The organism is Pseudoalteromonas sp. NZS11_1 (assembly GCF_015864275.1).
GTDB lineage: Bacteria > Pseudomonadota > Gammaproteobacteria > Enterobacterales > Alteromonadaceae > Pseudoalteromonas > Pseudoalteromonas arctica.
In genome coordinates, this window is the sequence record NZ_JADYXK010000001.1 from 137,675 (window position 1) to 162,094 (window position 24,420).

A 24,420-nucleotide genomic window follows, 5' to 3' on the forward strand; every position below is an offset into this window, starting at 1 on the left:
ACCTCTATGACATTAATTATAGCTGAAGCTGGTGTTAACCATAATGGCAGTGACGACTTAGCGTTTTCTCTTGTTGATGCTGCGCATCAAGCAGGAGCTAATATAGTTAAGTTCCAAACATTCAAAGCTAAAAACTTGGTCACTGAAGATGCACAACAAGCTGAGTATCAAATTACTAATAGTGGTCAAAAAGAGTCTCAGTACTTAATGCTCAAGCGATTAGAATTAAGCTACGAAACGCATCATAAGTTAGTTAAATATTGTAATAATTTAGGCATTGAGTTTTTATCTACTGCATTTGACTCAGAAAGTCTTTCATTTTTAGTTGATGATTTAGGAATAACGCGATTAAAGTTACCATCTGGTGAAATCACAAATGCGCCATTGGTACTTGAGCACGCAAGAACAGGTTGTGATCTAATCGTATCAACAGGTATGGCAACGCTTTCGGAAATAGAGCAGGTATTATCAGTAATTGCTTTTGGTTATATAAACCCAGAAGGCACTCCAACAGAAGAAGCATTACAAACAGCGTATTTTTCAGAGCAAGGTAAGCAATTATTAAAAGATAAAGTAACACTTTTACATTGCACAACCGAATACCCAGCGCCATTTTATGATATAAATTTAAATGCCATGGACACCATGAAAGACGCGTTCAAGCTCAAAGTAGGGTACTCCGATCATAGTGCGGGAATAGTAGTGCCTATTGCTGCGGTAGCTAAAGGTGCAGTGTTAATTGAAAAGCATTTTACTGTTGATAAAGCATTGCCAGGGCCAGATCACAAAGCATCACTTGATCCAATAGAATTAAAAGAAATGGTTGATGGCATTCGTATTGTAGAAAAAATATTAGGTGATGGCATTAAAGGGCCAAGGCCTTCTGAAGTTAAAAATAAAGCCGTTGCGCGTAAAAGTTTAGTTGCAGCACAAGCAATTAAACAAGGAGACATATTGACGGAAAAGCATATTTCAGTAAAACGACCTGGGGACGGCATTGCACCAATTAATTTTTGGAAATTATTAGATACCCCAGCCACTAAAGATTACTCAGTTGGTCAATTACTCGATGAAAAATAAACCTCTTGTAATGATTGGTGGCGGAGGCCATGCAGCAACCTTATTAGAAATTCTTTTACTACAAGGAAGAGATATTATTGCTGTTGTTGCACCCGAAATAACAGCAGGCCAGGAGTTATTTAAAGATATTAAGCATTTTAAAAATGACGACGCTATTCTAAACTTTTCTCCTGAGGAAGTTGAACTTATAAACGGCATAGGGGCAATGCCTTATTCTGGTTTACGAACTAAGATCCATATTGAATTTAAAAGCAAGTTTTATGAATTTGCCACAGTGATCGCAAGCTCAGCTAATGTGTCTGCATACGCAACCATTGCACAGGGAGCGCAAGTTTTATCAAATGCCACAATTTGTATAGGAAGTAAAATTGGTTTTGGAACCATAGTAAATACTTCAGCTAGCATTGATCACGATTGTGAAATAGACGCGTTTTGTCATATAGCACCTGGCGTTATAATGAGCGGCCAAGTTTATGTAAAAAAGTCCGTACATATAGGCACTGGTGCAAAAATTATCAATGGCATTCAAATAGGCAAAAATACAATAATTGGTGTTGGCGCTAATATTTCAAAAACACTCCCAGACTCCGCTATCGTTTATGGAGCCAGACCATACATAAAACTGGAAGGTAAGTTATGACCACTAATTTTGAAAATATTTTGATCTCTCCAGATGTCAAAATACGAGACGCGCTAAAAGTAATAGACAAAGAAGCCATGCACGCTGCTTTAGTTGTTCTCGAGTGTAATAAGTTAATCGGCTTAGTAACCGATGGTGATATTCGTCGAGGATTAATTAACGGCATTGGTCTTGATGATCCTGTGACCGAAATAATGAATATATCACCAACCAGTGCAACAACGTCGATGTCTAATGAGTCCTTAAAAGTAATGATGCAAAAAAAGAAAATTTTGCTTTTACCTATACTTAATGAAAATGGCCGACTTGTTAATGTAAAGACATTACATGAAACACTTGAGATTGAAAAACGTGATAATCCCGTTTTTTTAATGGCGGGCGGCTTCGGCACTAGATTACGCCCACTAACAGATAACTGCCCAAAGCCCATGCTCAAAGTGGGTGGTAAGCCAATGTTAGAAATATTAATCAATCATTTTAAAAGTCATGGTTTTTATAAGTTCTATATTTCTACGCACTATTTACCTGAAGTGATCATGAGTCACTTTGGTGATGGTAGTCAGCACGATATAGAAATCACATACGTTCATGAAGATGCCCCTTTAGGCACAGGTGGCGCACTTTCGTTATTACCAAAGGGCATTCCTAAGCTACCTCTTATTATGATTAATGGAGATATCCTTACTAACGTAGATTTTGGAAAGGTCCTTGATTTTCATATTAAAAATCAAGCGGATGCTACTATGTGTGTTCGTGACTATGAAATTAAGGTTCCCTTTGGTGTTATTGAAGGTAAAGGAAATGAAATTTCAAATATCGTCGAAAAACCAACTTATCGCTACTTTGTAAATGCCGGTATATATGTTATTTCAAATAAAGTAATTGAGTCACTATCAAGTAATGAGTACTTAGACATGACAACATTATTTGAAAACTTAAAAGCGAACGATGAAAAAACATTAAAATTCCCGATACATGAATATTGGCTAGATGTTGGCCGCCATGATGACTTTAATCGTGCACAAGTTGATATTCATGATCTTGGGGTGCTTTAATGAATAATGAAAAAACTATTTTAGCGATTATACCTGCTAGGGGGGGAAGCAAACGCCTTCCAGGGAAAAATATTCTACCACTAGCAGGTAAACCAATGATTAATTGGTCAATCGAAGCTGCAAAAAATGTACCATCAATAGCGCGAGTAATGGTAAGTACAGATTGCGAAACCATTGCCAATACGGCAAAGGCCGCTGGCGGAGAAGTCCCTTTTTTAAGGCCTGCTAGCCTATCATCAGATACAAGCAGTAGTGTCGATGTAGTACGCCATACGCTTGAGTATTTTAAAGGTATAGGCGAATGTTTTGATTATGTATTACTACTCCAACCAACATCGCCTTTACGCTCCGCTGCTGATATACAAGGTGCGCTTGATTTATTAAATGTTAAAAATGCTGATTCAGTAATATCAGTTTGTGAGTGTGAGCATTCTCCACTGTGGAGTAATACATTAGATGATTCATTATCTTTAGAAAACTTCATCCCTAAAAATGTAAAAAATATGCGTAGCCAAGATCTACCACAATATTACAGATTAAATGGTGCAATTTATTTAACTAAAGTTGAACAGTTTCTGCAAGAAGGGGTTTTGATGTCTGGCAATAGTGTAGCTTATAAAATGGATAGCCATAGCTCTGTAGACATCGATACAAAACTAGACTTTATAATTGCTGAAACAATCCTGCGAGACAAAATACATGAATAAAATACTTATAATAGGTGCTGGGCAACTAGGAAGCAGACACTTACAAGGTGCTTTACAAAGTGCTTTACCACTGAATATTACGGTTGTAGACCCATCCATCGATTCGTTAAATATTGCACAGCTAAGAGCTGAGCAAGTCTCTATCGAAAATGTAAAAAGCACAGTGCAATACTCGCAAAGCTTACCAAAGGCAGAGTCATTCGACGTATGTATTATTGCAACCTCAGCACCAGTACGCGCTAAAGTAACAGCCAACTTACTTGCTGAAAATAAAGTTCGTTATATTATTTTTGAAAAGGTACTATTCCAAGCGCTGCGTGAATATACAGAAGTTGCAGCATTACTTGAACAGCATAATGTAACTGCATGGGTTAATTGCCCTCGAAGACTTTACCCTTCTTATCAGCAAATTAAAGAACTTTTAAACCCGAACGAAGTACTTGCAATGAAAGTGTCTGGTAGCGGCTGGGGAATGGCATGTAATAGCATTCACTTTATTGATTTGTTTTCGTATTTATGTAACGAAGCAAACTTACAAGCTACCGAAAATAATCTAGATACACAATTATTGGAAAGCAAAAGAGTGGGTTTTTACGAGCTAACCGGTAAAGCAAAGTTTATGCTTGGCCAGCATTCATTAGAGCTTGAGTGTACAACGGCTGACGAAGTAGCAATACAAGTATCGCTTTCATCTGATTCTAACACTATATCAATCGACGAAATTACAGGTACTATTATTACAGCCAATGTTTCAGCTGAGCAACAATTTAAGCACCAAGTAAAATACCAAAGCGAGCTAACCGGTTTAAATATTGATGAAATACTAAATACCAATACTTCATCATTAACTCCTTTTAATGAGTCGTGCCAGCTACATACCCCTATGATTGAGCTATACCTTGAGCATATAAATAACGTGCTAAATAAAAACTTATTAACGTGTCCAATAACATAAAAAGGAGAACAAAATGATTTGGTTAGTTGGCTCAGGCCCTATGTCGGTTGATTATGCAAAAATTTTAGATGCTCAAAATCGTGATTATATCGTTATTGGCCGTGGTAAAGTATCTGCAGATGAATTTACCAACAAAACAGGTAAAGAGGTTATTCAAGGCGGACTTGAAGCCTTTTTAGAAGCGGCCCCTGAATGCCCTGAAGCGGCAATTGTGAGTGTAGGCGTTGCACAGTTATACGCAACCACTCAACAGTTAATTCAAAACGGTGTAAAGCGCATATTGGTTGAAAAGCCAGGCGGAACAACATTAACCGAGCTTAATACTTTATATGAGCAAAGTACGGCAAGTGGCTGCGATGTTTTTATTGCTTATAATAGACGTTTCTTTGCTTCAGTTATCGCATTAAAAGAAAGGCTTAAGGCTGAAGGTGGCGTAACATCGTTCAACTTTGAACTAACAGAGTGGGCTCATGTTATAGAAAAAATAGACAAGCCTAAAGACGTGCTCAGTAAATGGTTTTTAGCTAATTCTACTCATGTAGCCGATCTAGCATTTTATTTAGGCGGTCAACCTAAAGAAATGGCTAGCTTTGTTACTGGTGAACTAAATTGGCACCCTACCTCTTCAATCTTCTCAGGGGCTGGTGTGAGTGAATCTGGCGCATTATTTAATTATGCAGCTAACTGGGAGTCGGCCGGACGCTGGGCTGTAGAAGTACTTACTAACGAAAATAGATACATATTAAAGCCAATGGAATCGTTGCTAGTGCAAAAAAGAGGCACTATTCCTCAACTTAGTGTCGAAATAGATGACTCGCTAGATAAAGAGTTCAAGCCCGGCTTATATAAACAGTTAGACGCATTTTTACAAGGCGATGTAACAAACCTTTGCTCGTTAGATGAACAGCGCCATATGTGTAGCTTTTATAATAAAATGGCAGGTTATGAGTAAGCATCAAGATCACGATTTAAATGTTTTTTATGTAGAGTCTCCAGGGCAGTTAATAAATGCCATGGAGGCAATATATAAATTTCAAAGTAAATGGAAGTTACTTATTCGCTATAATGGTGATGCCATAAATGATCAGCAAATAGAAAAAGTGCTTAACTTTTATATGAGCAAAAGTGAGCCTGTATTTACAAGTGGCGAAGTCGTAAAAGTTTACTCTTTCATTCGTTTTGTAACCACATTTATGAGTGTTTTATTATTGAATGGTAAAGCTAAAAAATATGTTGGCTGCCATAAAAGTAAATTTTTAAAACCGTTTCATTTATTAAGAACACCAATGATTTTAATGGATGATGGCGTGGCCACATTAGCTTATTTAAATCGGCTTAAAAACGAAAAAAGAAGCTTTATCCAACGGTTTTTTTCTACGCTTAACCCTATGGATTTATTTACAGCACTAGATTTATCTAGTTTTGATGTAGGAAAAGCAACTGTCGAAAAACATAACTTTAGCTTTTTAAAAAGTTTAATTACCGATAGCGACGACTCATCAAAAGTGTATTTTTTTGGGGCTAAGTATATAGAAGCATCGATTCTTAGTGAAAAATCCTACGAAAACCTATTAACACAAGTTATACAGGCATATGAAGGACAAGACGTATATTACCTTCCTCATAGAGGTGAAGATAGAGGACGATTAAACAGATACAAATCAATCGGATTTAAAATATATGAGCCTAGTTTTCCGTCTGAGTTAGAGCTGGTATTAACTGAGCATAAACCGGCTGTAGTCGCTGGCTTTTTTACTGCGTCTTTGTTTACAACAAGTGTAATCTCACCAAATACACAGGTCACCTCGTTTAAAATACCTAACGAGCTAATTAATACGCCATCATTAAATTATATATATGACTATTTTTCGACCTTTTCTAGTATTTATGAATTAGAAGCCTGAAATGAAAAAGCTTTTTACATTGAGCCTAGTTACACTTATTTCTTCTAGTGTCGCATTCTTATTTTTACCTTATATTTCAGCCAGTCTGTCAATGGCGTCTTTTGCTGATTATTCTTTACTGTACTCTTTAAGTGCGGTGTTGTCAGGTGTTTATATATTTGGCACCACTGCAAGTTATTCACTAGCCGCAGCAGAAAAAAATGATACATACGCATCTGATTCAGTACAGATGTTTTATACTGTAAATGTATTTTTAACCGTGTTTGCTTTTTTAGCCACGTTAATAGCGATAATTGGCTTTAATATTTCTTGGGCATTGTTGGCACTGCCTCTTTTAATCTCTGGAAGAAGTGTTTTTCAGGTTACCTCACATTATTTTAGAGTTAATAAAAACACATCTAAATTTGCTTGCTATCAAATAATTACTTTGACGGCCTCTTTTTTAGTGCCTTTAATATGCAGTGAATTAATTGAAGAGTTCTCAGGGATAGACTTTATTGCTGTTATGTCATTTATATTATTAGCAGCGGCATGTGTTGGTTTTGGGGTTTTATACAATGCGGGCCTTTTAAAGTTTACTTTAATTAACCCTTTAAAAATTACATTTTTTAGGTTTGGTTTGTTTGCAGCGTTGCATTCATTAGCCGCAGCGTTAATAACCATTATGGATAGATTTATTCTAATTGGATTTATAGAAAAACAAGTATTCGCACTTTATGCGCTGGCAGCAACCCTCGCATCAGCCCTTAGTTTGTTTTTTACTATTATCAATCAAAATATAGCGCCCGACTTTTACTCAAAAATGAAAATGACAAACAATAAAAGGAAGGTGTTTTACCAGTATCTCTTAGCGTATTCAGCCATTCTTGTTGTGGCATTTGGCCTGTATCAAGGTTTAATTAGCTATATTGTTGATATATTTTTCCCTAAGGAATATGCGGGAGCTGTTGAGTTTTCTAGAATATTAGCATTCGCTTCACTTATTCAGGGGATGTACTTTTTTGCATCATCATTATTAATGTATTTTAATTTATCTGAAAAGCTATTTAAAATTACTCTTTTGCTTGGCGGTATTAGTATCGTTTTTGGAATAAGTGCTTATAACTTTTTTGGTATATATGGTGTGATATATAATTGTATTTTAATTTGGTTTTTATATGCTTTAAGTGCTTATTTTGTAGGTTACAAAGAGTTAAAGCGTGTAATTAATTTGGAAAGTGTATGTTCATAATAAAAAGCTTACTTAGGGTTATATACCAGTTTATTGCACGGGCTAGAATCGGTTCGTATAAAACAAAACCTAGAGTAAATGGTTTTACCTTACTGACAAAAAAAACTTATATAGGCACTAACGTCAATTTTAATGGTTTTAGAGTGTATGGTAATGGGGAGGTTACAATTGGAGATAACTTTCACAGTGGTTCAGGGTGTTTCATTATAACGCAAGTTCACAACTATCAAGGCGAAAGTATTCCTTACGACAGTACCTATTTATACAAAACAGTCACTATAGAAGATAACGTGTGGTTTGGTATGAATGTATCGGTACTATCAAGCTGTGTTATAGGTGAGGGCGCAATTATTCAGGCTGGCTCAGTAGTTGTGAGCGATATTCCTAAATATGCAATTGCTGGAGGTAACCCATGCCGAGTATTTTCTTCTAGAGATGTAGAACATTACCAGCGACTAAAAGCGCAAGGGAAGTTCCATTAAATGGTAAGAAGTAAATTACTTAATAAGGTGTTTTTTGTCTTTTTTGTGTCATTTTTCTTCCAGCAATTTTGGTTAGTAAATATCGGTACGCCACTAAAGCCATATATGCTACTAGTGATCTTAATTGCGCCGGTTTTATTTTTGCTCCCCAAAATTAAAATTTATTCGCCTAAGCTGCTTGTATTACCCTTTTTGTTTTTTGTATATATGCTTTTTAGCTTTTACCAAGCTACAAATTTTAATTTAGTAATGGTTCGATTTATCGGAATTACACTATTAATTGTTGCCTACTTAATTTTAGTTATTTCATCTAAGCACATCACATTAGAATCATTTTATATTTTCATTAAGAAATTTTCCTACATTTATTTAGCCTTTAGCCTTGGTTATTATTTTATTGGCGTTGCTGGGTTATTGCTATTCGGCATGGAGCTAGATGGCGACAGAAAGCTATTTGGTTTATATATGGAAGGAGTACTGCCAAGGTTAAGAGGAGGAGCCGACAGCCCTAATAATTTTGTATTGTTACTGTTACTATTAAATGTAGGCTACTTAGTGAGTGCAAGTACGCTTAATAAAAAAGTAAGCTCAATTATAATGCTAGCTTCAGCTTTGTGCTTACTGTTAACGATTTCAGTAACAGGCTATGTTGCTTATGCATTACTGATCGCCACTATTAGCTTAAGAAAAGTTAAGTACTTACTGGGTTTAATTACAGTATTAACTTTATTGATGGTTGTACTCGCTTTTTCTTATTTTCAATTTGAATGGTTACAACAAATAATTAATGCCCGAGCTGATAGAGTGAGTAGTGGTAGTGGTCGTTCAGATCTTTTTGCATACATACTGCAATTAATTAGCAAACAGCCATTTTTTGGCTTTGGCTTAGCGCAAGTGCGTGAGTTTTTGGTTGGCTTTCATGGCCGAGACTTACAAAGTGCACATAACTCCTTTTTAGAAGTGTTTTTTGAAGGTGGTGTACTCGCTTTACTTTTATTTATCTTGTGCTGGATTATGCTAGTTTTAAAAATGGTCTCTAGTAAAGTTCCTGTTTATATAAAATTAATCCTATTAAGTTATATAGGTGGCTTGTTTCTTATTTCGATGGCTAACATGATGGTATATGTTGAGTTAATGGTTCTGAATTTATTTGCCCTTATATTTTATTGCAGGCTAGTTGAAGTTTATATCGGTAACAAAACAACATTAGTCGTATCGAAATAATATTAACTAGAGGTCTTCACTTAACGTAAAAATTCGCTCCATACAGCTATTGATAATTCATATATTTGATAATGTAAGAAAAAATAAAGCGGGTAGATGGTCGAATAAAAGCTCACCTAGCTTTTATTTATAAGCATTAAATTTTTACTAAATACTTTACGGCTTTTAAGCGGAATAAAAATAATTACTCAAGAGGGCTGGTATAAATTGCTAAGACTTATTTACATGGATACTCCATACAGGTTATAATTATGCATTATTATAGACTAGTTTAATTTTGTATTTATTACAATCATAGTTATGGATTAAGGACTACTATGGGACGTTGGTACTTAGTCTTATGCAAGTCTAAGCAAGAAGAACGAGCTAAAAATAATTTGCAAAATCAAGGGATTGAAGCGTTTTACCCCAAGTTAACTACTGAAAGGCTAGTTAAAGGTCGTCGTACCGTCAAACAAACCGCTTTATTCCCTAATTATTTATTTGTATGCCTTGAGTCAAAAAATGGGAACTTTTTTTCTGTAAAAAACACGCGTGGAATAGGAGGCTTTGTTTCTTATGGGGCAAGCTATCAAGTGGTTTCTACGCAAATAATAAACCAACTAAAAAGTGAACGTTCGAACACTATAGAATCAAAAGTCCCAAAAATAGGTGATGTAGTAAGTGTTAATAATGAGTCATTTAACAATATCCAAGCAATATATAAAGAACCTGATGGAGACATGCGTAGTATATTGTTAATAAACTTGCTTAATCAACAAGTAGAAATGAGCGTAGATAACAAAGAAATAGCAACTAAAAACACAAGTATCACGTAAATTTCAACAAGTTTTATATACGGTTAAGGTTACATCTAAGATCAAAATAGCATTAAAGAATAAATCAGTATGTAGGAACTGTAACCTAGGGACGGAAGTGTGCCTTAAAGGCTAGTACTTCTAATTAGCTCACCTAATTTCTATTAATACATCGCATCTACAAAGGTGCTGGGCCATAGAAAAAGTGCAGGCTAAATTGAATTGTTTTAGTGAGTTTTTTGTTTACTTTTATTTACTTCATTTCACATAGTGAAAAGTAGTCTATAAAGTATGTGATTATGAGATGATACGGCTAAATAGGTAAAAAATTAATAACCGCACTAAAGTTATCATTTTGTACAATACTAAAGAATTAGTGACGCCTCTTCTTTACATTTTTTTAACCACTTAAGCGTTTACTAACACCCTGTTTCTTGCTTAGGCTTTATTGTCATGCTTTAATTAGCCAGTTAAAAATACAAGTACTCGCCAAGGTTGGTGGGCAAGTGCAATATTTAAATAAATTTTGGGATTCTACTATGGCGTTAAGCTGTAAATCACTCGTTACTTCACTCGCATTATTATCAATAGCTGGCTGTACTATAATACCCGGTAGCCACTTTGAGGGTATTGACCCAGGCGAGCAAACTCAAAATCTTGATAAAGATCTAGAAAAAGTAAACATTCAAATAATTGACTCGTCATTAATCAATGAGCAAAAACGTGGGCGTGAAGCTGCTAAGCCATCTTTGAGCACCGCCGGTTTAAACGTGAATGATTACGAATATAAACTAGGTATAGGTGACGTACTTACAATTGGTGTATGGGATCACCCAGAGCTAACAATACCAGCCGCTGTACAACGTACTGCCGAGTTTGATGGATTTAGAGTTCAAAAAAATGGCACTATTACTTACGCATATGCGCCTAACATTCAGGCCGAAGGTAAAACGGTAAGTCAAGTACATAATGAACTAGTAAACCGCTTAGCCCGAGTGATTGAAGATCCTCAAGTAGATGTAAAAGTAGTGGGTTTTAGAAGCCAAAAAGCCTATGTAACAGGTGAAGTAAGTAAACCAGGTGTTTATCCGGTAACCGAAATTCCTCTCACGCTAATTGACGCGCTAAATCAAGCTGGTGGGTTAACCGAAGCTGCGGATTGGCGTACAGTAACCTTTACCCGTGGCAATAAAACCGAAATTATTCAGTTAGAAGACTTTTACGCCCATGGTGATATATCTCAAAACCGTCTATTGCAAAATGGTGATATAGTGCACGTAAACCGCAATGATAAACAAAAAGTATTTGTACTGGGGGATGTAAAAAAAGCAGGTTCGGTTACATTAACACGGTATGGCTTGAATTTAGCTGAAGCATTGAGCGACACTGGTGGCTTAAATGAAAATACAGCTGACGCCAATGGCGTGTTTGTATTGCGCAAACGTAACTACGAACAAACAGGTGTTTTGGCCGACGTATATCAATTACATGCTAAAAGTATCGCAGCACTTGTGCTTGCAGAACAATTTGAGCTGCAACCGCATGATATAGTTTATGTAACATCAGCACCACTAGCTCGTTGGAATCGCGTAATAAGCTTATTACTGCCTTCAATATCGACAGTCGATAACCTTAACGATATTAACAATTAAGGGTTATAAATATGTTTGATTCTGTTTTAGTGGTTTGTGCCGGTAATATATGTCGAAGCCCAACTGGCGAATATGTATTAAAGCAAAAGCTTAAAGGCAAAAATATTAAAGTGTCGTCAGCAGGGTTAACCGCGCTTGAAGGCAAACCAGCAGATGCAAAAGCTCAGCAAATAGCACAAGCGCATGGTATTAATATGGACGCCCACCAAGGTCAGCAGCTTAGTTCAAGTTTAGTAGCTCAAAATAGTGTAATACTGGTAATGGAAGAACGTCATTTAAACGATGTACACGCACGTTACCCAGAGGCACGAGGTAAAACATTTTTACTTGGTAAATGGATTAATAACGCCGAAATACCCGACCCGTATAGGCAAAGCCAAGAGGCTTTTGAGCACGTATACACTCTAATCGATAGCGCCTGTAGCGCTTGGCAAAAGTATTTATAAGGAATGGCTAATTTAATGAATACCCAGCCGAACAATAGCTCTAGTAGCGCGAAGAATAAAAGCACAAATAACACCACACAACCGACGCAAGAAATCGATTTAATGGCATTATTAGGTGCATTGCTCGATCGCAAATATTTTATAGTGGGTGTAACTGCAGTGTTTATGTTTATAGGTGTTGTATATGCCGTATTAAGCACACCTGTTTACCAAGCAACAGCTATGATACAGGTGGAAGATGGCAGTGCATCAGTTCCTGGTTTCGATGATATGGCTGGCATGTTTGAAAGTACATCAGCTGCAGTAACTGAAATAGAACTACTAAAATCGCGAAGCATAATAGGTGAAGCAGTTGATACGCTAAAGCTTGATGTAATTGCAGAGCCTAAATTATTCCCGTTTATTGGCAGTCGTAGTTACCGTAAATTTACTCCAATGAAAGATGGAGACTTAGCTGAGCCAAGCTTCGGAGCCAAAAGTTACGCATGGGGTGGTGAAAGTATAAACATATTTAGGTTTAATGTTCCGCATTTTGCAGTTAATCAAAGTTTTACCTTAGTAGCGAAAAATAATAATAGCCTTGCTCTTTTAGATAGTGATGGTGAGCAAGTATTAGCGGGAAAAGTAGGTGAAGAGCTTGCAAGTGGTAAATTTAACTTAACAGTTCGCACTTTAAACGCACGTCCAGGTACCGAGTTTATTATTAGCCGTAAAGATCGCCTTAATACTATATTAGATTTACAAACTGCAATTGGCGCAAGCGAAAAAGGCAAAGACTCTGGCATAATAAATTTAAGCTTACAAAGTACTAAACCGAGCTATGCCGAAAAAGTACTTGATAAAGTGGCTGCTATTTATGTACGTCGCAATGTTGAGCGTAATAGCGCAGAGGCGCAAAAGTCGCTTGAATTTTTAGAAGTACAATTACCTGAAATTAAGAAACAGCTTGAATACGCAGAGCAACGCTTTAATGACTACCAAATAAAGCGTCAGTCAATAAACATAACTCTTGAGACGCAAGGTGTGCTTGAGCAAGTCGTAAAGCTAGAGACAAAGCTGCAAGAACTAAATTTGAAACGCTTAGAACTTGGTCGAAAATTCAAAAAAGATCATCCTTCATATCAAGGTATATTGGAACAAATAGAGGCGGTTGAAAGCCAAAAACAAGAGCTTGTTGGTGAGGTAGGTAACCTACCAGAAACTCAACAAGAGTTATTACGTCTAAAGCGTGATGTTGAAGTTAGCAACCAAATTTACACATTGTTATTAAGCAAAACACAAGAGCTAGACATCGTACGCGCGGGCACTGTGGGTAATGTACGTATTATTGACTTCGCCGAAGTCAATACAAGTAAGCCAGTTAAGCCTAAAAAAGCATTAATAGTGGTTATGGCTACTATGCTGGGTGGTATGTTAGCGGTGGCAGTTGTACTTATACAAAAAGCAATGCATAAAGGGGTTGAAGACCCAGCAGAAATTGAAGCGCTAGGCTTGCCGGTATACGCAAGTGTACCGCACTCCGATTATCAAGATAAGCTAAGCGGCTTTGCTGAACGTGCGCGTAAAAATAAAACGAATAAACCCAAAAGTATATTAGCGCTTGATAACCCAGCCGATCTCGCTATTGAAGCACTGCGCAGCCTGCGAACTAGCTTACACTTTGCGATGATGGAGGCTAAAAATAATATTATAGCTATATCAGGTCCAAGCCCAAGTGTAGGTAAATCATTTATATCGGTTAATTTAGCAAGTGTTCTTGCTCAAAGCGGTAAGAAGGTTCTTATTATAGATGCAGATATGCGCAAGGGTTACTTGCAAACACAATTTGGGCTAGAGGCAGCAGATGGCCTAAGCGATTACTTATCGGGGCGTTTAAACTTGGAACAAGTTACAAAAAAGACCAAGGTTGATGGGCTTAGTGTAATTACTCGCGGGCAAATACCTCCAAATCCTTCTGAGTTATTAATGCACAGTAATTTTAGCAAATTAGTTGAAGAAGTAACTGCTAATTACGACATAATATTGATAGATACACCACCAATTTTAGCGGTAACAGATCCGGTACTTGTTAGTGCGCACAGCGGCACTACATTACTTGTAACCCGCTTTGGTCAGAATCACGTACGTGAGATAGAACTTACTCGCAATCGCTTTGAGCAAAATGGCATAGATGTAAAAGGTGTCGTGTTTAATGGCGTAGTTAAAAAAGCAAGTAATGCATATGGATATTATGGTTATTACAACTACGAATATACAAGTGATAAAAAATAAGGGGGCCTATTGGGCACTTTTTAATAAAAGTATAAAAACAAGGTATTACAATGAGATAGTCTAAATTGACTGTCTCAAATTGGGAAAAATTGTCTCAGTTAGCTGAAACATAGCTGAGTTAATTCATTGAAATAAATCATATTTAAAGCTGTATAATAATTCAACCCGAATAGCCCTAACTAGACATGTAAAGTATTTATTGTCAAAATATTAACGAATTCGTTTATGAAACCGTTTGGGTAATATTTAAATCAATTAATAAAAGAAGCAATGATGATTCCCCTCAATAAGCCACTAACACCAGATTTACAAACACTGACAAAGTATATTACTCAAGTTAATGATAAAGGTTGGTATACTAATTTTGGCCCCTTACATGAATTATTAACTGAACGATTAGAGAAATATCTGGGTGTAAAAAATTTATTATTAGTGTCTAATGGTACTTTAGCTATCCAAGTTGCTTGTAAGGCATTAAATATTAAATCAGCTATTACTACACCTTTTAGTTTTGTTGCAACAACTAGCTCTTTATTATGGCAGGGAATTGAAACTGCTTTTAGTGATATTGATGCTAGAAGTTATAACTTATGCCCGATATCACTTGATAAAGCTCTCACTGAAGATAATCGATATGATGGGGTCGTGGCTACCCACGTGTATGGTAATCCATGTGATGTTCAAGGCATTAAAAAAGTAGCAATTAAGCATAATAAAAAAGTAATTTATGATGCTGCACACGCCTTTGGAATCAAAGTAGGCGATAAGTCAGTATTAGACTTCGGTGATGCGAGCACTCTGAGCTTTCATGCAACAAAGGTATTCCATACTGTTGAGGGTGGTGCTATTGTTTTTAAACACAAAAAAGACTATGAAAAAGCGAAGCAGTTGATTAATTTTGGAATTAAAAGCGGGGGGGAGCTTGGTGAGCCCGGAATTAATGCCAAGCTAAATGAATATCAATGTGCGGTTGGCTTAACGTTACTTGATGGAATAGAACAAGTTATATCACATCGAGAATCATTATTTAATTTATACCGTAATGAATTAAAAAATGTAGTCGAATTACCACAATGGCACCCAGAAGCTAATATTAATGGGGCTTATATGCCTATATATATAGAAGATGAGACATTGCAGCAAAGAGTAATAGATGCTTTAGCCGAAGAGGGTATCCAAAGTCGACGATATTTCACTCCTTCACTTGATTTAGCGTACAACAAGCAAAAAAGCTATGGTTGTTTTAATAGCCATAGTATTGCGGGTGGAGTGATTTGTTTGCCCCTACATTACCACATGAATATTGAAGCTGTATTAAAAATTACATCATTAATAAAGAGTAATTTAAGTTAGCGCAGTGAATTATTTTTATATCGAAAAGTATCGTTAATATTACTAATTAAAAAAGGAATTGTTTAAATGGTGATTCTCGGAGCTGGAGGTCTAGCTAAAGAGGTAGCAACAGTGTTGCTATGGGATAATTATGAAAAAGACATTGTTTTTTTTGACAATATATCTAAAGTTATTGACTCAAATATAGTAAGTAAATTTAAGGTGCTTACAAGTGAGTCACAATTAAAGGGATATTTTCAAAAAATTGATAATGCTTATTGCATTGGTGTTGGTAACCCAAGAAATAGGCAAAAGCTGTCTCAACTAGCAATGCGTAATGGAGGAAAGGCGTATTGCTTGATTTCTTCTAATACCTTAGTAGGTCAGTTTGGCACTGAAATAGCGAAGGGTTCAACTATACTTTCAGGAGCTACAATTACTGCTAGTGTATCCATAGGTTGCGGCAGTCTAATAAATAAAAACTGTATTTTATCACATGATGTTAAAATTGGTGATTATGTTGAAATATCTCCCGACGTTAAGATATTAGGGAATGTTAAGATTGGTAGTTACACATCGATAGGAACTGGAGCAATAATCTTACCTAAAATTACAGTTGGAGTTAATTGTGTCATTGGTGCAGGATCTGTTGTAACTAAAGACGTTCCTGATAACACCACTGTAGTTGGTGTCCCAGCAAAAGTTAGATAAAATAAAATTATTGTTTAGAATAATACAATACCTAGGTTTAAGTGTGCTAAGAAATACATAGATCTATTGGGTAATGGTTTTACCGTATAATTAAAAGAGTAATATTTTGATGTCTAATTATATTGTTGATAGTTTTTTTATGAACATATTTATAAATAAATGAGATCTACAGCAAATGGGTTTAAATGGAGTATTATTGAACGTTTATCTACCCAAATAATACAACTAATAGTGACGCTGTATTTAGCTAGGTTACTAGGTCCTCATGTATTTGGTTTGGTCGGTATGCTAGTGGTATTTATCGCGATCAGCCAAGTGTTTGTAGATAGTGGATTCTCTTCTGCGTTGATCAGGCACACAGAGCGAACAGAAAAAGATTTTTCAACTACATTTTATTTTAGTATAGGTGTAGGGATAACTTGCTATTTTGTTTTATTTGCCATAGCACCGTATGTCGCATCATTCTTTGAGCAGTCTGAATTAATTAATTTATTGAGAGTGTTAGGTCTGACTGTAATTATTAACAGCTTTGCTATTGTGCAACGTACAAAACTTATCATAGAAATGGACTTTAAAACGCAAGCAAAGGCTTCACTTATTAGTGTTTTTATTAGTTGTGGAACTGTAATTTATTTAGCGAATATGGGGTATGGGGTATGGGCATTGGTCGGGCAAACAGTAATAAATACTTTGTGCAATGTTGTTTTCCTTAATATTTACCTTCGATGGTTTCCAACAACTGGTTTTAGTAAAAACTCATTTAATTATTTATTTAGCTTTGGTTCAAAATTATTGATAGCAGGGTTACTAGATACAATTTTCAAAAATATATACCAAATAATAATAGGTAAACAGTTCTTCGCAAATCAAGTTGGTTTCTTCACACAAGCTAATCAGCTAGCGAGTGTGCCAGCAATGACCTTTACTTCTGTAATACAGCGTGTTACATACCCTATGTTGAGTAATATACAGAACGACACTACAAAATTTGATGAAACATACTTACTAACATTACGTATGACGGCATTATTTATTTTCCCATTAATGGTTGGTTTGAGTCTTAGTGCAACACCATTAATTACCCTGATATTAGGTGAGGAGTGGCTGCCAGCAGCAGAATTGTTACAAATTATAAGCTTGGCATTCATGCTCTATCCAGTACATGCAATAAATTTAAACTTATTACAGGTGAAAGGTAGGTCAGATATTTTTTTAAAGCTCGAAGTTATTAAGAAATTTTTATTGGTTTGCATCCTCTTTATAACAACGCCACTGGGTATTAAAGCTATGTGTATTGGCATGGTGATACAAGCATATATCGCTTTCTTTATTAACTCTTTTTACACAGGTAAATTCTGTAAGTTAAATACAGCAAAACAGCTAAAAATATTAACCCCCATTTGGCTAGGTGTTTTTATATGCGCGATTTTAACTCATTGTACCTATCTTTTTATTGACACTAATGCATACATAGAGTTGGCTATAAATTTAAGTGTTATGCCACTTTTATATATAGCTTTTATAAGATGGATGCAACCAGATTTATATCTGATAATTACAACGACTGTGTTTGGTAAAAGACTTACTTAAATAGAATGATGAGAATGCAATGATTGAAATCATTGGAGTTTTTATTAGATTACATATGCTTAAATGTCGAGAAATTTGTAGTTTTATATTGAATTTTTAGAGCGTTCAATAAGGATTTCTAATGACATTAATAATTATTGAAATACATATACTCTAGCAGTTATTAAAATGAAGTTTGATTAAAAATGAATGATTTGTTTAAATTGGAAAAACCGTTATCAGAAGAAGTTGTAAAATCACATTGGGTTTATACAGATAAAGTTTATATTTCTTGTGTTTGTACTACTTTTCAACAATGTGGTTACATACGAGATACAATAAACGGCTTTTTAGGACAAGAAACGAAATATAGATTTGAAATTATAATACATGATGATTGTTCCAATGATGGTACAAAAAAAATTATAGAAGAGTATAAAAACGCTTATCCAACTTTAATTAAGCTAGTTATCCAAACAGAAAATCAATATTCTAAAGGTAAGAGGATTTGGCCTATTGCTTTAAGTTATGCAGAAGGGGTCTTTATTGCTTTGTGTGAAGGCGATGATTTTTGGATAGATAAGTATAAAATACAATATGAAGCTGAAGTCTTAATTAATCGAGGTGAAGTAAGCTTAATTCACACCAAATGTTATGACTATAATGTTTCTAATCGTACGTGTGAAGTTAGCCATGTCCCTAAGGTTATGAATAATATTGAAAGTTTACTTCTTAGTAATAATATTCATACATTAACAACGATGTTTAGACGCTCCTATTTTATAAAATTTACAGAAGTTTTTAGTGAAAATATTAATACTTGGGGCTTTGGTGATCTTCCTCTATGGATATATTTAAGTACACTTGGGGAAATTGTCCTCTTAGATCGTAATACAGCAGTTTATAGAGTTTTAACTGAATCTGCTTCTCATTCAAGGTCAGAAGAAAAAATGCAATTATTTGCTAAGCACGGTATGGATATTCGTGTTCACATGGCTAAAAAATATTATAATAAGTTACAAAAATCGAAAGCCCTAAATGAACTTGCTAATAGGCATATATATACAGCAATTATGTATGATTATAAAGTTGAGAGTTTTTTAATTAAACATGCAAGATTTGATAATAGGATTTTAATTCTTCTTTTTCAATTTAGGTACACTAAGCTTCTTTCTAAACGCTTATTAAAATTTAAATTGAAGATATATAATTTTCTAAAGCGATACTTTTTACTGTTTAAAGCCAGTTGATAAATAAAATATATATTAAAATCCTAGAAATGACTGTCTCTTAATATGAAATTTAAACGTTGTATGGCGTAAGTGGTACTATTAACTATATGTAAATAACTATATATAAAAGTAAATGTTAGGACCTAAATAAAAACATAAACTTATTTTGTTACTTAAACGAAAGCAATGAAGTGTAAGTTACGACATTAAAAATTAAATAACTATAGTGAGCAGGTGAACTCTGAGTAGTCATGAAATTTTTTGAATGTAATTGGCATAGTTAAAAAGGTGTTAACCAATGAATTTAATTATTAGTTTTTATTAACCGAATTAATATTGTAAGAAACTTAGTCGTACCCCAGTTCTGCTTTAGATGAAATTATATTTAGATAGTGTTGATACAGATTTTACCAGAATATCCTAGCAGGAAGTTGACAACCCCCCTGTTCTTGTGCTTCATTTTGAAAGTTTGGGTGATTAACACGTAATATCTTTATCAGTTTTATTAAAAGCATTTTTACTGAAGTTTTTTGTATAGATAAAATTGAATAAAAAAGGTTAAATAGTCTTTAATTAATTATACTTAGATTTAAAACGCTGCAATTTAAATGTGGCAAATAAGTTAGTAGAATAGACGCTCAACTTAATATTTAAACTGGTATTAGGTAAGTCAAAATGTTCTCACTTGATAACATACTATATCCCGGTATGTTTTAATTTCACTAATTAAATTAAAAAAGGATTGATTGTGAAAATACTTGTTACAGGTGGAGCCGGTTTTATCGGTTCAGCAGTTGTTCGCCATATTATTGAAAACTCGAAAGATTTAGTAGTAAATCTTGATAAATTAACATATGCAGGTAATTTAGAGTCATTAAAGGGCATTGATAAAAGCGAGCGCTATTCTTTCGAGCAGGTGGATATTTGTGATCGAGCAGAGCTTGACCGCGTTTTTTCATCTCATAAACCAGATGCTGTTATGCATTTAGCGGCCGAGAGCCATGTTGATCGTTCTATTACAGGGCCATCGGAGTTCATCCAAACAAATATTGTTGGGACTTATAACTTGTTGGAGGCTGCTCGTGAGTATTGGAATACATTAGATAATGCTGCCCAAAGTGCTTTCCGCTTCCATCATATATCCACAGATGAAGTGTATGGTGATTTACCGCATCCTGATGAGCAAAGTGGTGAACTACCACTATTTACTGAGCAAACTTCGTATGAACCAAGTAGTCCTTATTCTGCAAGTAAAGCTTCTAGCGACCATTTAGTGCGGGCATGGTTACGCACATACGGCTTTCCAACTTTAGTTACGAATTGCTCAAATAATTATGGACCTTATCACTTTCCAGAAAAACTAATTCCTTTAGTGATTTTAAATGCGCTTGAAGGTAAAGATTTACCTATTTACGGCAAGGGTGATCAAATTCGTGATTGGCTTTATGTTGAAGATCACGCTCGTGCTTTATATAAAGTAGTAACAGAAGGTAAAGTTGGTGAAACCTACAATATAGGTGGCCATAATGAAAAACAAAATATAGAAGTTGTACAAACTATTTGCAGTATTTTAGATATTTTAGTGCCTAAAGAATCAAAATATGCAGAGCAAATTACATATGTTACAGATCGTCCTGGTCATGATAGGCGTTACGCTATAGACTCAACAAAAATGAGTAAAGAGCTTGACTGGATACCAGTTGAAACCTTCGAAACTGGTTTGCGTAAAACAATCCAATGGTATTTAGATAACCAACAGTGGTGTAAAAATGTTCAAGACGGTTCGTATCAACGTGAACGTCTTGGCGAAATAAACTCATAATTTAAGGAGTATTTTATGAAAGGAATTATATTAGCTGGAGGTTCAGGTACTCGCCTTTATCCCCTTACTCGCGGTGTATCAAAGCAACTACTACCTGTATATGATAAGCCGATGGTTTATTATCCACTTTCTACATTAATGTTAGCGGGTATAAGAGATATACTAATCATTACTACACCTGAAGATAACGAAAGCTTTAAGCGATTATTAGGTGATGGTGCTGATTACGGTATTAATTTAAGTTACGCGATACAACCCTCGCCAGATGGTTTGGCTCAAGCATTTATTATAGGTGAAGATTTCATCGGTGACGATAATGTATGCTTAGTGCTTGGTGATAATATTTACTATGGTCAATCATTCAGTAAAATTTTAAAAAGTGCAGCCTCGAGAGATGTGGGGGCAACTGTTTTTGGCTACCAAGTTAAAGATCCTGAGCGTTTTGGGGTCGTTGAGTTTGATGAGAATATGAAAGCAATTTCAATTGAAGAAAAGCCTACTAAACCTAAATCAAACTATGCGGTTACTGGTCTATATTTTTATGATAATCGAGTTGTTAAACTTGCAAAGCAAGTTAAACCTTCACACCGTGGTGAGCTTGAAATCACTACACTTAATGAAATGTATCTAAATGATGGAACCTTAAATGTTGAACTACTGGGCCGTGGTTTTGCCTGGCTTGATACAGGTACACATGAAAGCCTTCATGAAGCATCATCATTTGTACAAACAATAGAGAATGTACAAGGGTTAAAAGTGGCCTGTTTAGAAGAGATTGCGTGGCGCAATAACTGGTTAAGTTCAGAGCAGCTACTTAAAATTGCTAAGCCAATGATGAAAAACGAATATGGTCAATATTTAACTCGTCTAGTTACTGAGGCCTAATAATGAAAGTACTTATTACCGGTAAAAATGGTCAAGTTGGTAATTGCTTGGTATCTCAACTGCAAAATATGTCAACTATTAGTTTCCTGGCATTAAGTCGTGATCAGCTTGATATAACTAATGCAGAAGAAGTTTATAAGATAGTTAATGAACACAAACCTAGTATCATAATTAATGCTGCGGCTTATACTGCGGTAGATAATGCTGAATCAGATTATGAGTCAGCATTTGCTATTAATTGCTTAGGCCCTAAAAATTTGGCTAAAGCAGCTACGGCTGTTAATGCAACTATTATCCATATATCAACTGATTACGTTTTTTCTGGTGATAAGTTAGGCTTGTATAATGAAGTTGACGAAGTAAATCCTCAAGGGGTCTACGGGCAGACTAAACTAGCAGGGGAGCAGGCCGTTATTAATGAGTGTTCTGCCCATATTATTTTACGTACAGCATGGGTATTTAGTGAGTTTGGTAATAACTTTGTAAAAACTATGCTACGTTTAGCCAAAACACGCGATACACTAGGTGTAGTTAGTGACCAGTTTGGCGGCCCTACATACGCAGGTGATATTGCTAAGGCAATAATTAAAATGGCACAGCATATTGAACAAGGGAGTGCTAAATTCGGTATCTATAACTACTCTGGCTATCCACATGTTAATTGGCAAGAATTCGCAAAATGTATTTTTGAAAGTGCACTGAAGCAGAGTTTAATTACTGCGCCAATTATGGTTAACGCAATCACAACTGCCGATTATCCAACACCTGCAAAGCGTCCAGCTAATTCAAAGTTAGATTGTTCAAAAATAACTACTGACTTTAGTATCGCTCCAAGTGATTGGCAATGCGCATTAAATAATATTCAGCAGTATCAATAAATAGGTTGTAAGCATGAAAGTAATAGACACCAAAATTCAAGATGTAAAAATAATTGAACCAGCAGTTTTTGGTGATGAACGTGGTTTTTTTATGGAAACATGGAGTCAACAAAAGTTCGAAGAGTTAGTAGCTAAAAAGCCAATACAGTTTGTTCAGGATAACCATTCAAAATCTAAGCAAGGTATTTTACGAGGCTTGCATTATCAAACTGAAAACACACAAGGCAAATTAGTACGTGTGACTTCTGGTGAAGTATTTGATGTGGCTGTAGATATACGGAAAAACTCTGAAACTTACGGGCAATGGGTTGGAGTATATTTATCTGCTGAGAACAAACGACAGCTATGGGTTCCAGAAGGTTTCGCTCATGGTTTCTATGTGACTAGTGAAACTGCAGAGTTTGTTTATAAATGCACTAATTATTATCATCCAAGTTCTGAAGTCTCACTTGCATGGAATGATGAAGACATCTCAATAGATTGGCCATGTAAAGAAGAACCTCTATTATCAGAGAAAGATAAAAATGGATTAGCACTTGCTGCTATAAACCCTTTAACAATCTGAAAACTTTTGAACATAAAGTGTTGCAAATAAAATTATTAGCTCCTATCTGGTTTTATGTAATTAACTATTTGTAATTTTTAATTTAAATTGTGAAATTCAGGTATTTAAGTTTAAAAAAGAGTGTGTTTTGTTTGATACCGCTATTATAGTTCTGCTTTACAATAAAGAGATTAGTGATAGTACGACGCTATCTTCATTAATTTCGTCAGGTACTCAATTTAGTAATGCAAAGTTAGTTATATGGAATAATGGACCCAACGAATTAACAAGTTGTGATGTTTCATTTTTAACTAACTTAGGTTATAAAGTACAAATAGAAGAAACGTTACATAACGAGTCATTAGCTGTGATATATAATTTTTTTATAAACAACAACCAAGCTGAAAAATATATTTTTTTAGACGATGATTCGACATTAAATGCTAATTATATAAAAGCTGCTTGTCGTAGTGCAGCCTCTGTAGTTTCAATGCCAATGATTAGCTCTGGTGGCAAAGTTAAAAACCCCGTTATAAATTCAATTGTTTATAGTAAAGGTCAAAATATTACAGCCAATGATAAAGTCATTACCATAGGAAGCGGCCTTGTAGTGGGTAAAGGTGTAGTGCATGAGCTACTAAGAAGCTTTAATTCAGTTTTCGATGAGCGATTTTATTTGTATGGTGTAGATACTACATTTTGTCACCGCCTTACACTGAGCAGACTTGTTGCTAGTATAAGAATAATAGTTGGCTTTGAGCATTCATTATCTCGTTTAGAAACTGAAAGTGAAAGGGTGACTAAGTTCAGACAAAAAGAGCGTAGCTATGACTTTGGAATGACACTTCGGTATTATTATTCATTCCCGCGAGCATTGTATATTTTAGCTCGTATTACGCTACATGTTTTAAAATGTATACTCCTTAGTAAAAAAAGAGTATTTTCAATACTATTCCTATTTAGAGCTTACATAACCGGTAAGCACTATAAAGCATTATGATTT

At 35.2% G+C, this 24,420-nt stretch carries 23 protein-coding genes; all 23 read left to right on the forward strand.

Going from position 1 to position 24,420, the window contains the following annotated elements; genetic code table 11:
• Positions 1 to 6: 6 nt before the first annotated feature.
• Entirely contained in the window at positions 7 to 1,080 is a 1,074-nt protein-coding gene (gene neuB / locus I6F44_RS00550) for an N-acetylneuraminate synthase (protein WP_197173098.1), read from the forward strand.
• On the forward strand, positions 1,070 to 1,720 hold the full coding sequence (locus tag I6F44_RS00555) for an acetyltransferase (RefSeq protein ID WP_231612765.1): 651 nt from the start codon (positions 1,070 to 1,072) through the stop codon (positions 1,718 to 1,720). The genes neuB and I6F44_RS00555 overlap by 11 nt, the downstream gene beginning before the upstream one ends.
• Positions 1,717 to 2,775, forward strand: coding sequence for a nucleotidyltransferase family protein (locus I6F44_RS00560; RefSeq protein ID WP_121955240.1), 1,059 nt, complete (start codon positions 1,717 to 1,719; stop codon positions 2,773 to 2,775). The genes I6F44_RS00555 and I6F44_RS00560 overlap by 4 nt, the downstream gene beginning before the upstream one ends.
• Positions 2,775 to 3,482 (forward strand): acylneuraminate cytidylyltransferase family protein, encoded by a 708-nt coding sequence (locus tag I6F44_RS00565; protein WP_121955241.1) that lies wholly within the window; start codon positions 2,775 to 2,777, stop codon positions 3,480 to 3,482. Before I6F44_RS00560 ends, I6F44_RS00565 begins: the two co-directional genes overlap by 1 nt.
• The gene (locus I6F44_RS00570) at positions 3,475 to 4,437 is read left to right on the forward strand and encodes a Gfo/Idh/MocA family oxidoreductase (protein WP_197173099.1); all 963 of its coding nucleotides are present in this window, start codon (positions 3,475 to 3,477) and stop codon (positions 4,435 to 4,437) included. Before I6F44_RS00565 ends, I6F44_RS00570 begins: the two co-directional genes overlap by 8 nt.
• A 13-nt stretch (positions 4,438 to 4,450) precedes the next feature.
• A complete protein-coding gene (locus I6F44_RS00575) occupies positions 4,451 to 5,389 on the forward strand; it encodes a gfo/Idh/MocA family oxidoreductase (protein WP_121955243.1) in 939 nt (312 codons plus the stop codon).
• Positions 5,382 to 6,341: a hypothetical protein gene (locus I6F44_RS00580; protein ID WP_121955244.1), complete on the forward strand. Its 960-nt coding sequence runs from the start codon at positions 5,382 to 5,384 to the stop codon at positions 6,339 to 6,341. Before I6F44_RS00575 ends, I6F44_RS00580 begins: the two co-directional genes overlap by 8 nt.
• A gap of 259 nt (positions 6,342 to 6,600) precedes the next feature.
• On the forward strand, positions 6,601 to 7,572 hold the full coding sequence (locus I6F44_RS00585) for a hypothetical protein (protein ID WP_219621672.1): 972 nt from the start codon (positions 6,601 to 6,603) through the stop codon (positions 7,570 to 7,572).
• Complete coding sequence (locus I6F44_RS00590) at positions 7,563 to 8,054, forward strand: acyltransferase (protein WP_231612766.1); 492 nt, start codon at positions 7,563 to 7,565, stop codon at positions 8,052 to 8,054. Before I6F44_RS00585 ends, I6F44_RS00590 begins: the two co-directional genes overlap by 10 nt.
• Positions 8,055 to 8,303: 249 nt before the next feature.
• Entirely contained in the window at positions 8,304 to 9,278 is a 975-nt protein-coding gene (locus I6F44_RS00595) for an O-antigen ligase family protein (protein ID WP_180961418.1), read from the forward strand.
• Between the two features lie 317 nt (positions 9,279 to 9,595).
• On the forward strand, positions 9,596 to 10,096 hold the full coding sequence (gene rfaH, locus I6F44_RS00600; RefSeq protein ID WP_121955643.1) for a transcription/translation regulatory transformer protein RfaH: 501 nt from the start codon (positions 9,596 to 9,598) through the stop codon (positions 10,094 to 10,096).
• 518 nt (positions 10,097 to 10,614) lie between these two features.
• Positions 10,615 to 11,727 carry a polysaccharide export protein gene (locus I6F44_RS00605; RefSeq protein ID WP_121955642.1) on the forward strand — a complete coding sequence of 371 codons (1,113 nt, stop codon included), beginning with the start codon at positions 10,615 to 10,617 and terminating at the stop codon, positions 11,725 to 11,727.
• Positions 11,728 to 11,738: 11 nt separating this feature from the next.
• Positions 11,739 to 12,173, forward strand: a complete 435-nt coding sequence (locus tag I6F44_RS00610; protein ID WP_121955641.1) for a low molecular weight protein-tyrosine-phosphatase — start codon at positions 11,739 to 11,741, stop codon at positions 12,171 to 12,173.
• A 15-nt stretch (positions 12,174 to 12,188) separates the two neighbouring features.
• Positions 12,189 to 14,444 (forward strand): polysaccharide biosynthesis tyrosine autokinase, encoded by a 2,256-nt coding sequence (locus tag I6F44_RS00615; protein WP_121955640.1) that lies wholly within the window; start codon positions 12,189 to 12,191, stop codon positions 14,442 to 14,444.
• Between the two features lie 270 nt (positions 14,445 to 14,714).
• Positions 14,715 to 15,797 carry a DegT/DnrJ/EryC1/StrS family aminotransferase gene (locus I6F44_RS00620; protein ID WP_231612767.1) on the forward strand — a complete coding sequence of 361 codons (1,083 nt, stop codon included), beginning with the start codon at positions 14,715 to 14,717 and terminating at the stop codon, positions 15,795 to 15,797.
• A 66-nt stretch (positions 15,798 to 15,863) separates the two neighbouring features.
• Positions 15,864 to 16,487, forward strand: a complete 624-nt coding sequence (locus I6F44_RS00625) for a NeuD/PglB/VioB family sugar acetyltransferase (protein WP_197173100.1) — start codon at positions 15,864 to 15,866, stop codon at positions 16,485 to 16,487.
• Between the two features lie 159 nt (positions 16,488 to 16,646).
• The gene (locus tag I6F44_RS00630) at positions 16,647 to 18,077 is read left to right on the forward strand and encodes a lipopolysaccharide biosynthesis protein (protein ID WP_197173101.1); all 1,431 of its coding nucleotides are present in this window, start codon (positions 16,647 to 16,649) and stop codon (positions 18,075 to 18,077) included.
• Positions 18,078 to 18,262: 185 nt separating this feature from the next.
• Positions 18,263 to 19,306 carry a glycosyltransferase gene (locus tag I6F44_RS00635; protein WP_197173102.1) on the forward strand — a complete coding sequence of 348 codons (1,044 nt, stop codon included), beginning with the start codon at positions 18,263 to 18,265 and terminating at the stop codon, positions 19,304 to 19,306.
• 730 nt (positions 19,307 to 20,036) lie between these two features.
• A complete protein-coding gene (gene rfbB / locus I6F44_RS00640; RefSeq protein ID WP_197173103.1) occupies positions 20,037 to 21,110 on the forward strand; it encodes a dTDP-glucose 4,6-dehydratase in 1,074 nt (357 codons plus the stop codon).
• A 15-nt stretch (positions 21,111 to 21,125) separates the two neighbouring features.
• Entirely contained in the window at positions 21,126 to 21,995 is an 870-nt protein-coding gene (gene rfbA, locus I6F44_RS00645; RefSeq protein WP_197173104.1) for a glucose-1-phosphate thymidylyltransferase RfbA, read from the forward strand.
• A gap of 2 nt (positions 21,996 to 21,997) precedes the next feature.
• Positions 21,998 to 22,873, forward strand: a complete 876-nt coding sequence (gene rfbD / locus I6F44_RS00650; RefSeq protein ID WP_197173105.1) for a dTDP-4-dehydrorhamnose reductase — start codon at positions 21,998 to 22,000, stop codon at positions 22,871 to 22,873.
• A gap of 13 nt (positions 22,874 to 22,886) precedes the next feature.
• Positions 22,887 to 23,438: a dTDP-4-dehydrorhamnose 3,5-epimerase gene (gene rfbC, locus I6F44_RS00655; protein ID WP_197173106.1), complete on the forward strand. Its 552-nt coding sequence runs from the start codon at positions 22,887 to 22,889 to the stop codon at positions 23,436 to 23,438.
• 127 nt (positions 23,439 to 23,565) lie between these two features.
• Entirely contained in the window at positions 23,566 to 24,417 is an 852-nt protein-coding gene (locus I6F44_RS00660; RefSeq protein WP_197173107.1) for a hypothetical protein, read from the forward strand.
• The last annotated feature ends 3 nt before the right edge of the window (positions 24,418 to 24,420 follow it).

Excerpts from the sequence above, each read along its gene's own strand:
- rfaH (WP_121955643.1), top strand. The coding sequence starts at position 9,596 with ATGGGACGTTGGTACTTAGTCTTATGCAAGTCTAAGCAAGAAGAACGA.
- I6F44_RS00620 (WP_231612767.1), top strand. The coding sequence starts at position 14,715 with ATGATGATTCCCCTCAATAAGCCACTAACACCAGATTTACAAACACTG.
- I6F44_RS00555 (WP_231612765.1), top strand. The coding sequence starts at position 1,070 with ATGAAAAATAAACCTCTTGTAATGATTGGTGGCGGAGGCCATGCAGCA.
- I6F44_RS00575 (WP_121955243.1), top strand. The coding sequence starts at position 4,451 with ATGATTTGGTTAGTTGGCTCAGGCCCTATGTCGGTTGATTATGCAAAA.
- I6F44_RS00625 (WP_197173100.1), top strand. The coding sequence starts at position 15,864 with ATGGTGATTCTCGGAGCTGGAGGTCTAGCTAAAGAGGTAGCAACAGTG.
- I6F44_RS00595 (WP_180961418.1), top strand. The coding sequence starts at position 8,304 with ATGGTTCGATTTATCGGAATTACACTATTAATTGTTGCCTACTTAATT.
- I6F44_RS00635 (WP_197173102.1), top strand. The coding sequence starts at position 18,263 with ATGAATGATTTGTTTAAATTGGAAAAACCGTTATCAGAAGAAGTTGTA.
- rfbA (WP_197173104.1), top strand. The coding sequence starts at position 21,126 with ATGAAAGGAATTATATTAGCTGGAGGTTCAGGTACTCGCCTTTATCCC.
- I6F44_RS00570 (WP_197173099.1), top strand. The coding sequence starts at position 3,475 with ATGAATAAAATACTTATAATAGGTGCTGGGCAACTAGGAAGCAGACAC.
- I6F44_RS00605 (WP_121955642.1), top strand. The coding sequence starts at position 10,615 with ATGGCGTTAAGCTGTAAATCACTCGTTACTTCACTCGCATTATTATCA.
- rfbD (WP_197173105.1), top strand. The coding sequence starts at position 21,998 with ATGAAAGTACTTATTACCGGTAAAAATGGTCAAGTTGGTAATTGCTTG.
- I6F44_RS00565 (WP_121955241.1), top strand. The coding sequence starts at position 2,775 with ATGAATAATGAAAAAACTATTTTAGCGATTATACCTGCTAGGGGGGGA.
- I6F44_RS00590 (WP_231612766.1), top strand. The coding sequence starts at position 7,563 with ATGTTCATAATAAAAAGCTTACTTAGGGTTATATACCAGTTTATTGCA.
- neuB (WP_197173098.1), top strand. The coding sequence starts at position 7 with ATGACATTAATTATAGCTGAAGCTGGTGTTAACCATAATGGCAGTGAC.
- I6F44_RS00560 (WP_121955240.1), top strand. The coding sequence starts at position 1,717 with ATGACCACTAATTTTGAAAATATTTTGATCTCTCCAGATGTCAAAATA.
- I6F44_RS00610 (WP_121955641.1), top strand. The coding sequence starts at position 11,739 with ATGTTTGATTCTGTTTTAGTGGTTTGTGCCGGTAATATATGTCGAAGC.
- rfbC (WP_197173106.1), top strand. The coding sequence starts at position 22,887 with ATGAAAGTAATAGACACCAAAATTCAAGATGTAAAAATAATTGAACCA.
- I6F44_RS00615 (WP_121955640.1), top strand. The coding sequence starts at position 12,189 with ATGAATACCCAGCCGAACAATAGCTCTAGTAGCGCGAAGAATAAAAGC.
- I6F44_RS00630 (WP_197173101.1), top strand. The coding sequence starts at position 16,647 with ATGAGATCTACAGCAAATGGGTTTAAATGGAGTATTATTGAACGTTTA.
- I6F44_RS00580 (WP_121955244.1), top strand. The coding sequence starts at position 5,382 with ATGAGTAAGCATCAAGATCACGATTTAAATGTTTTTTATGTAGAGTCT.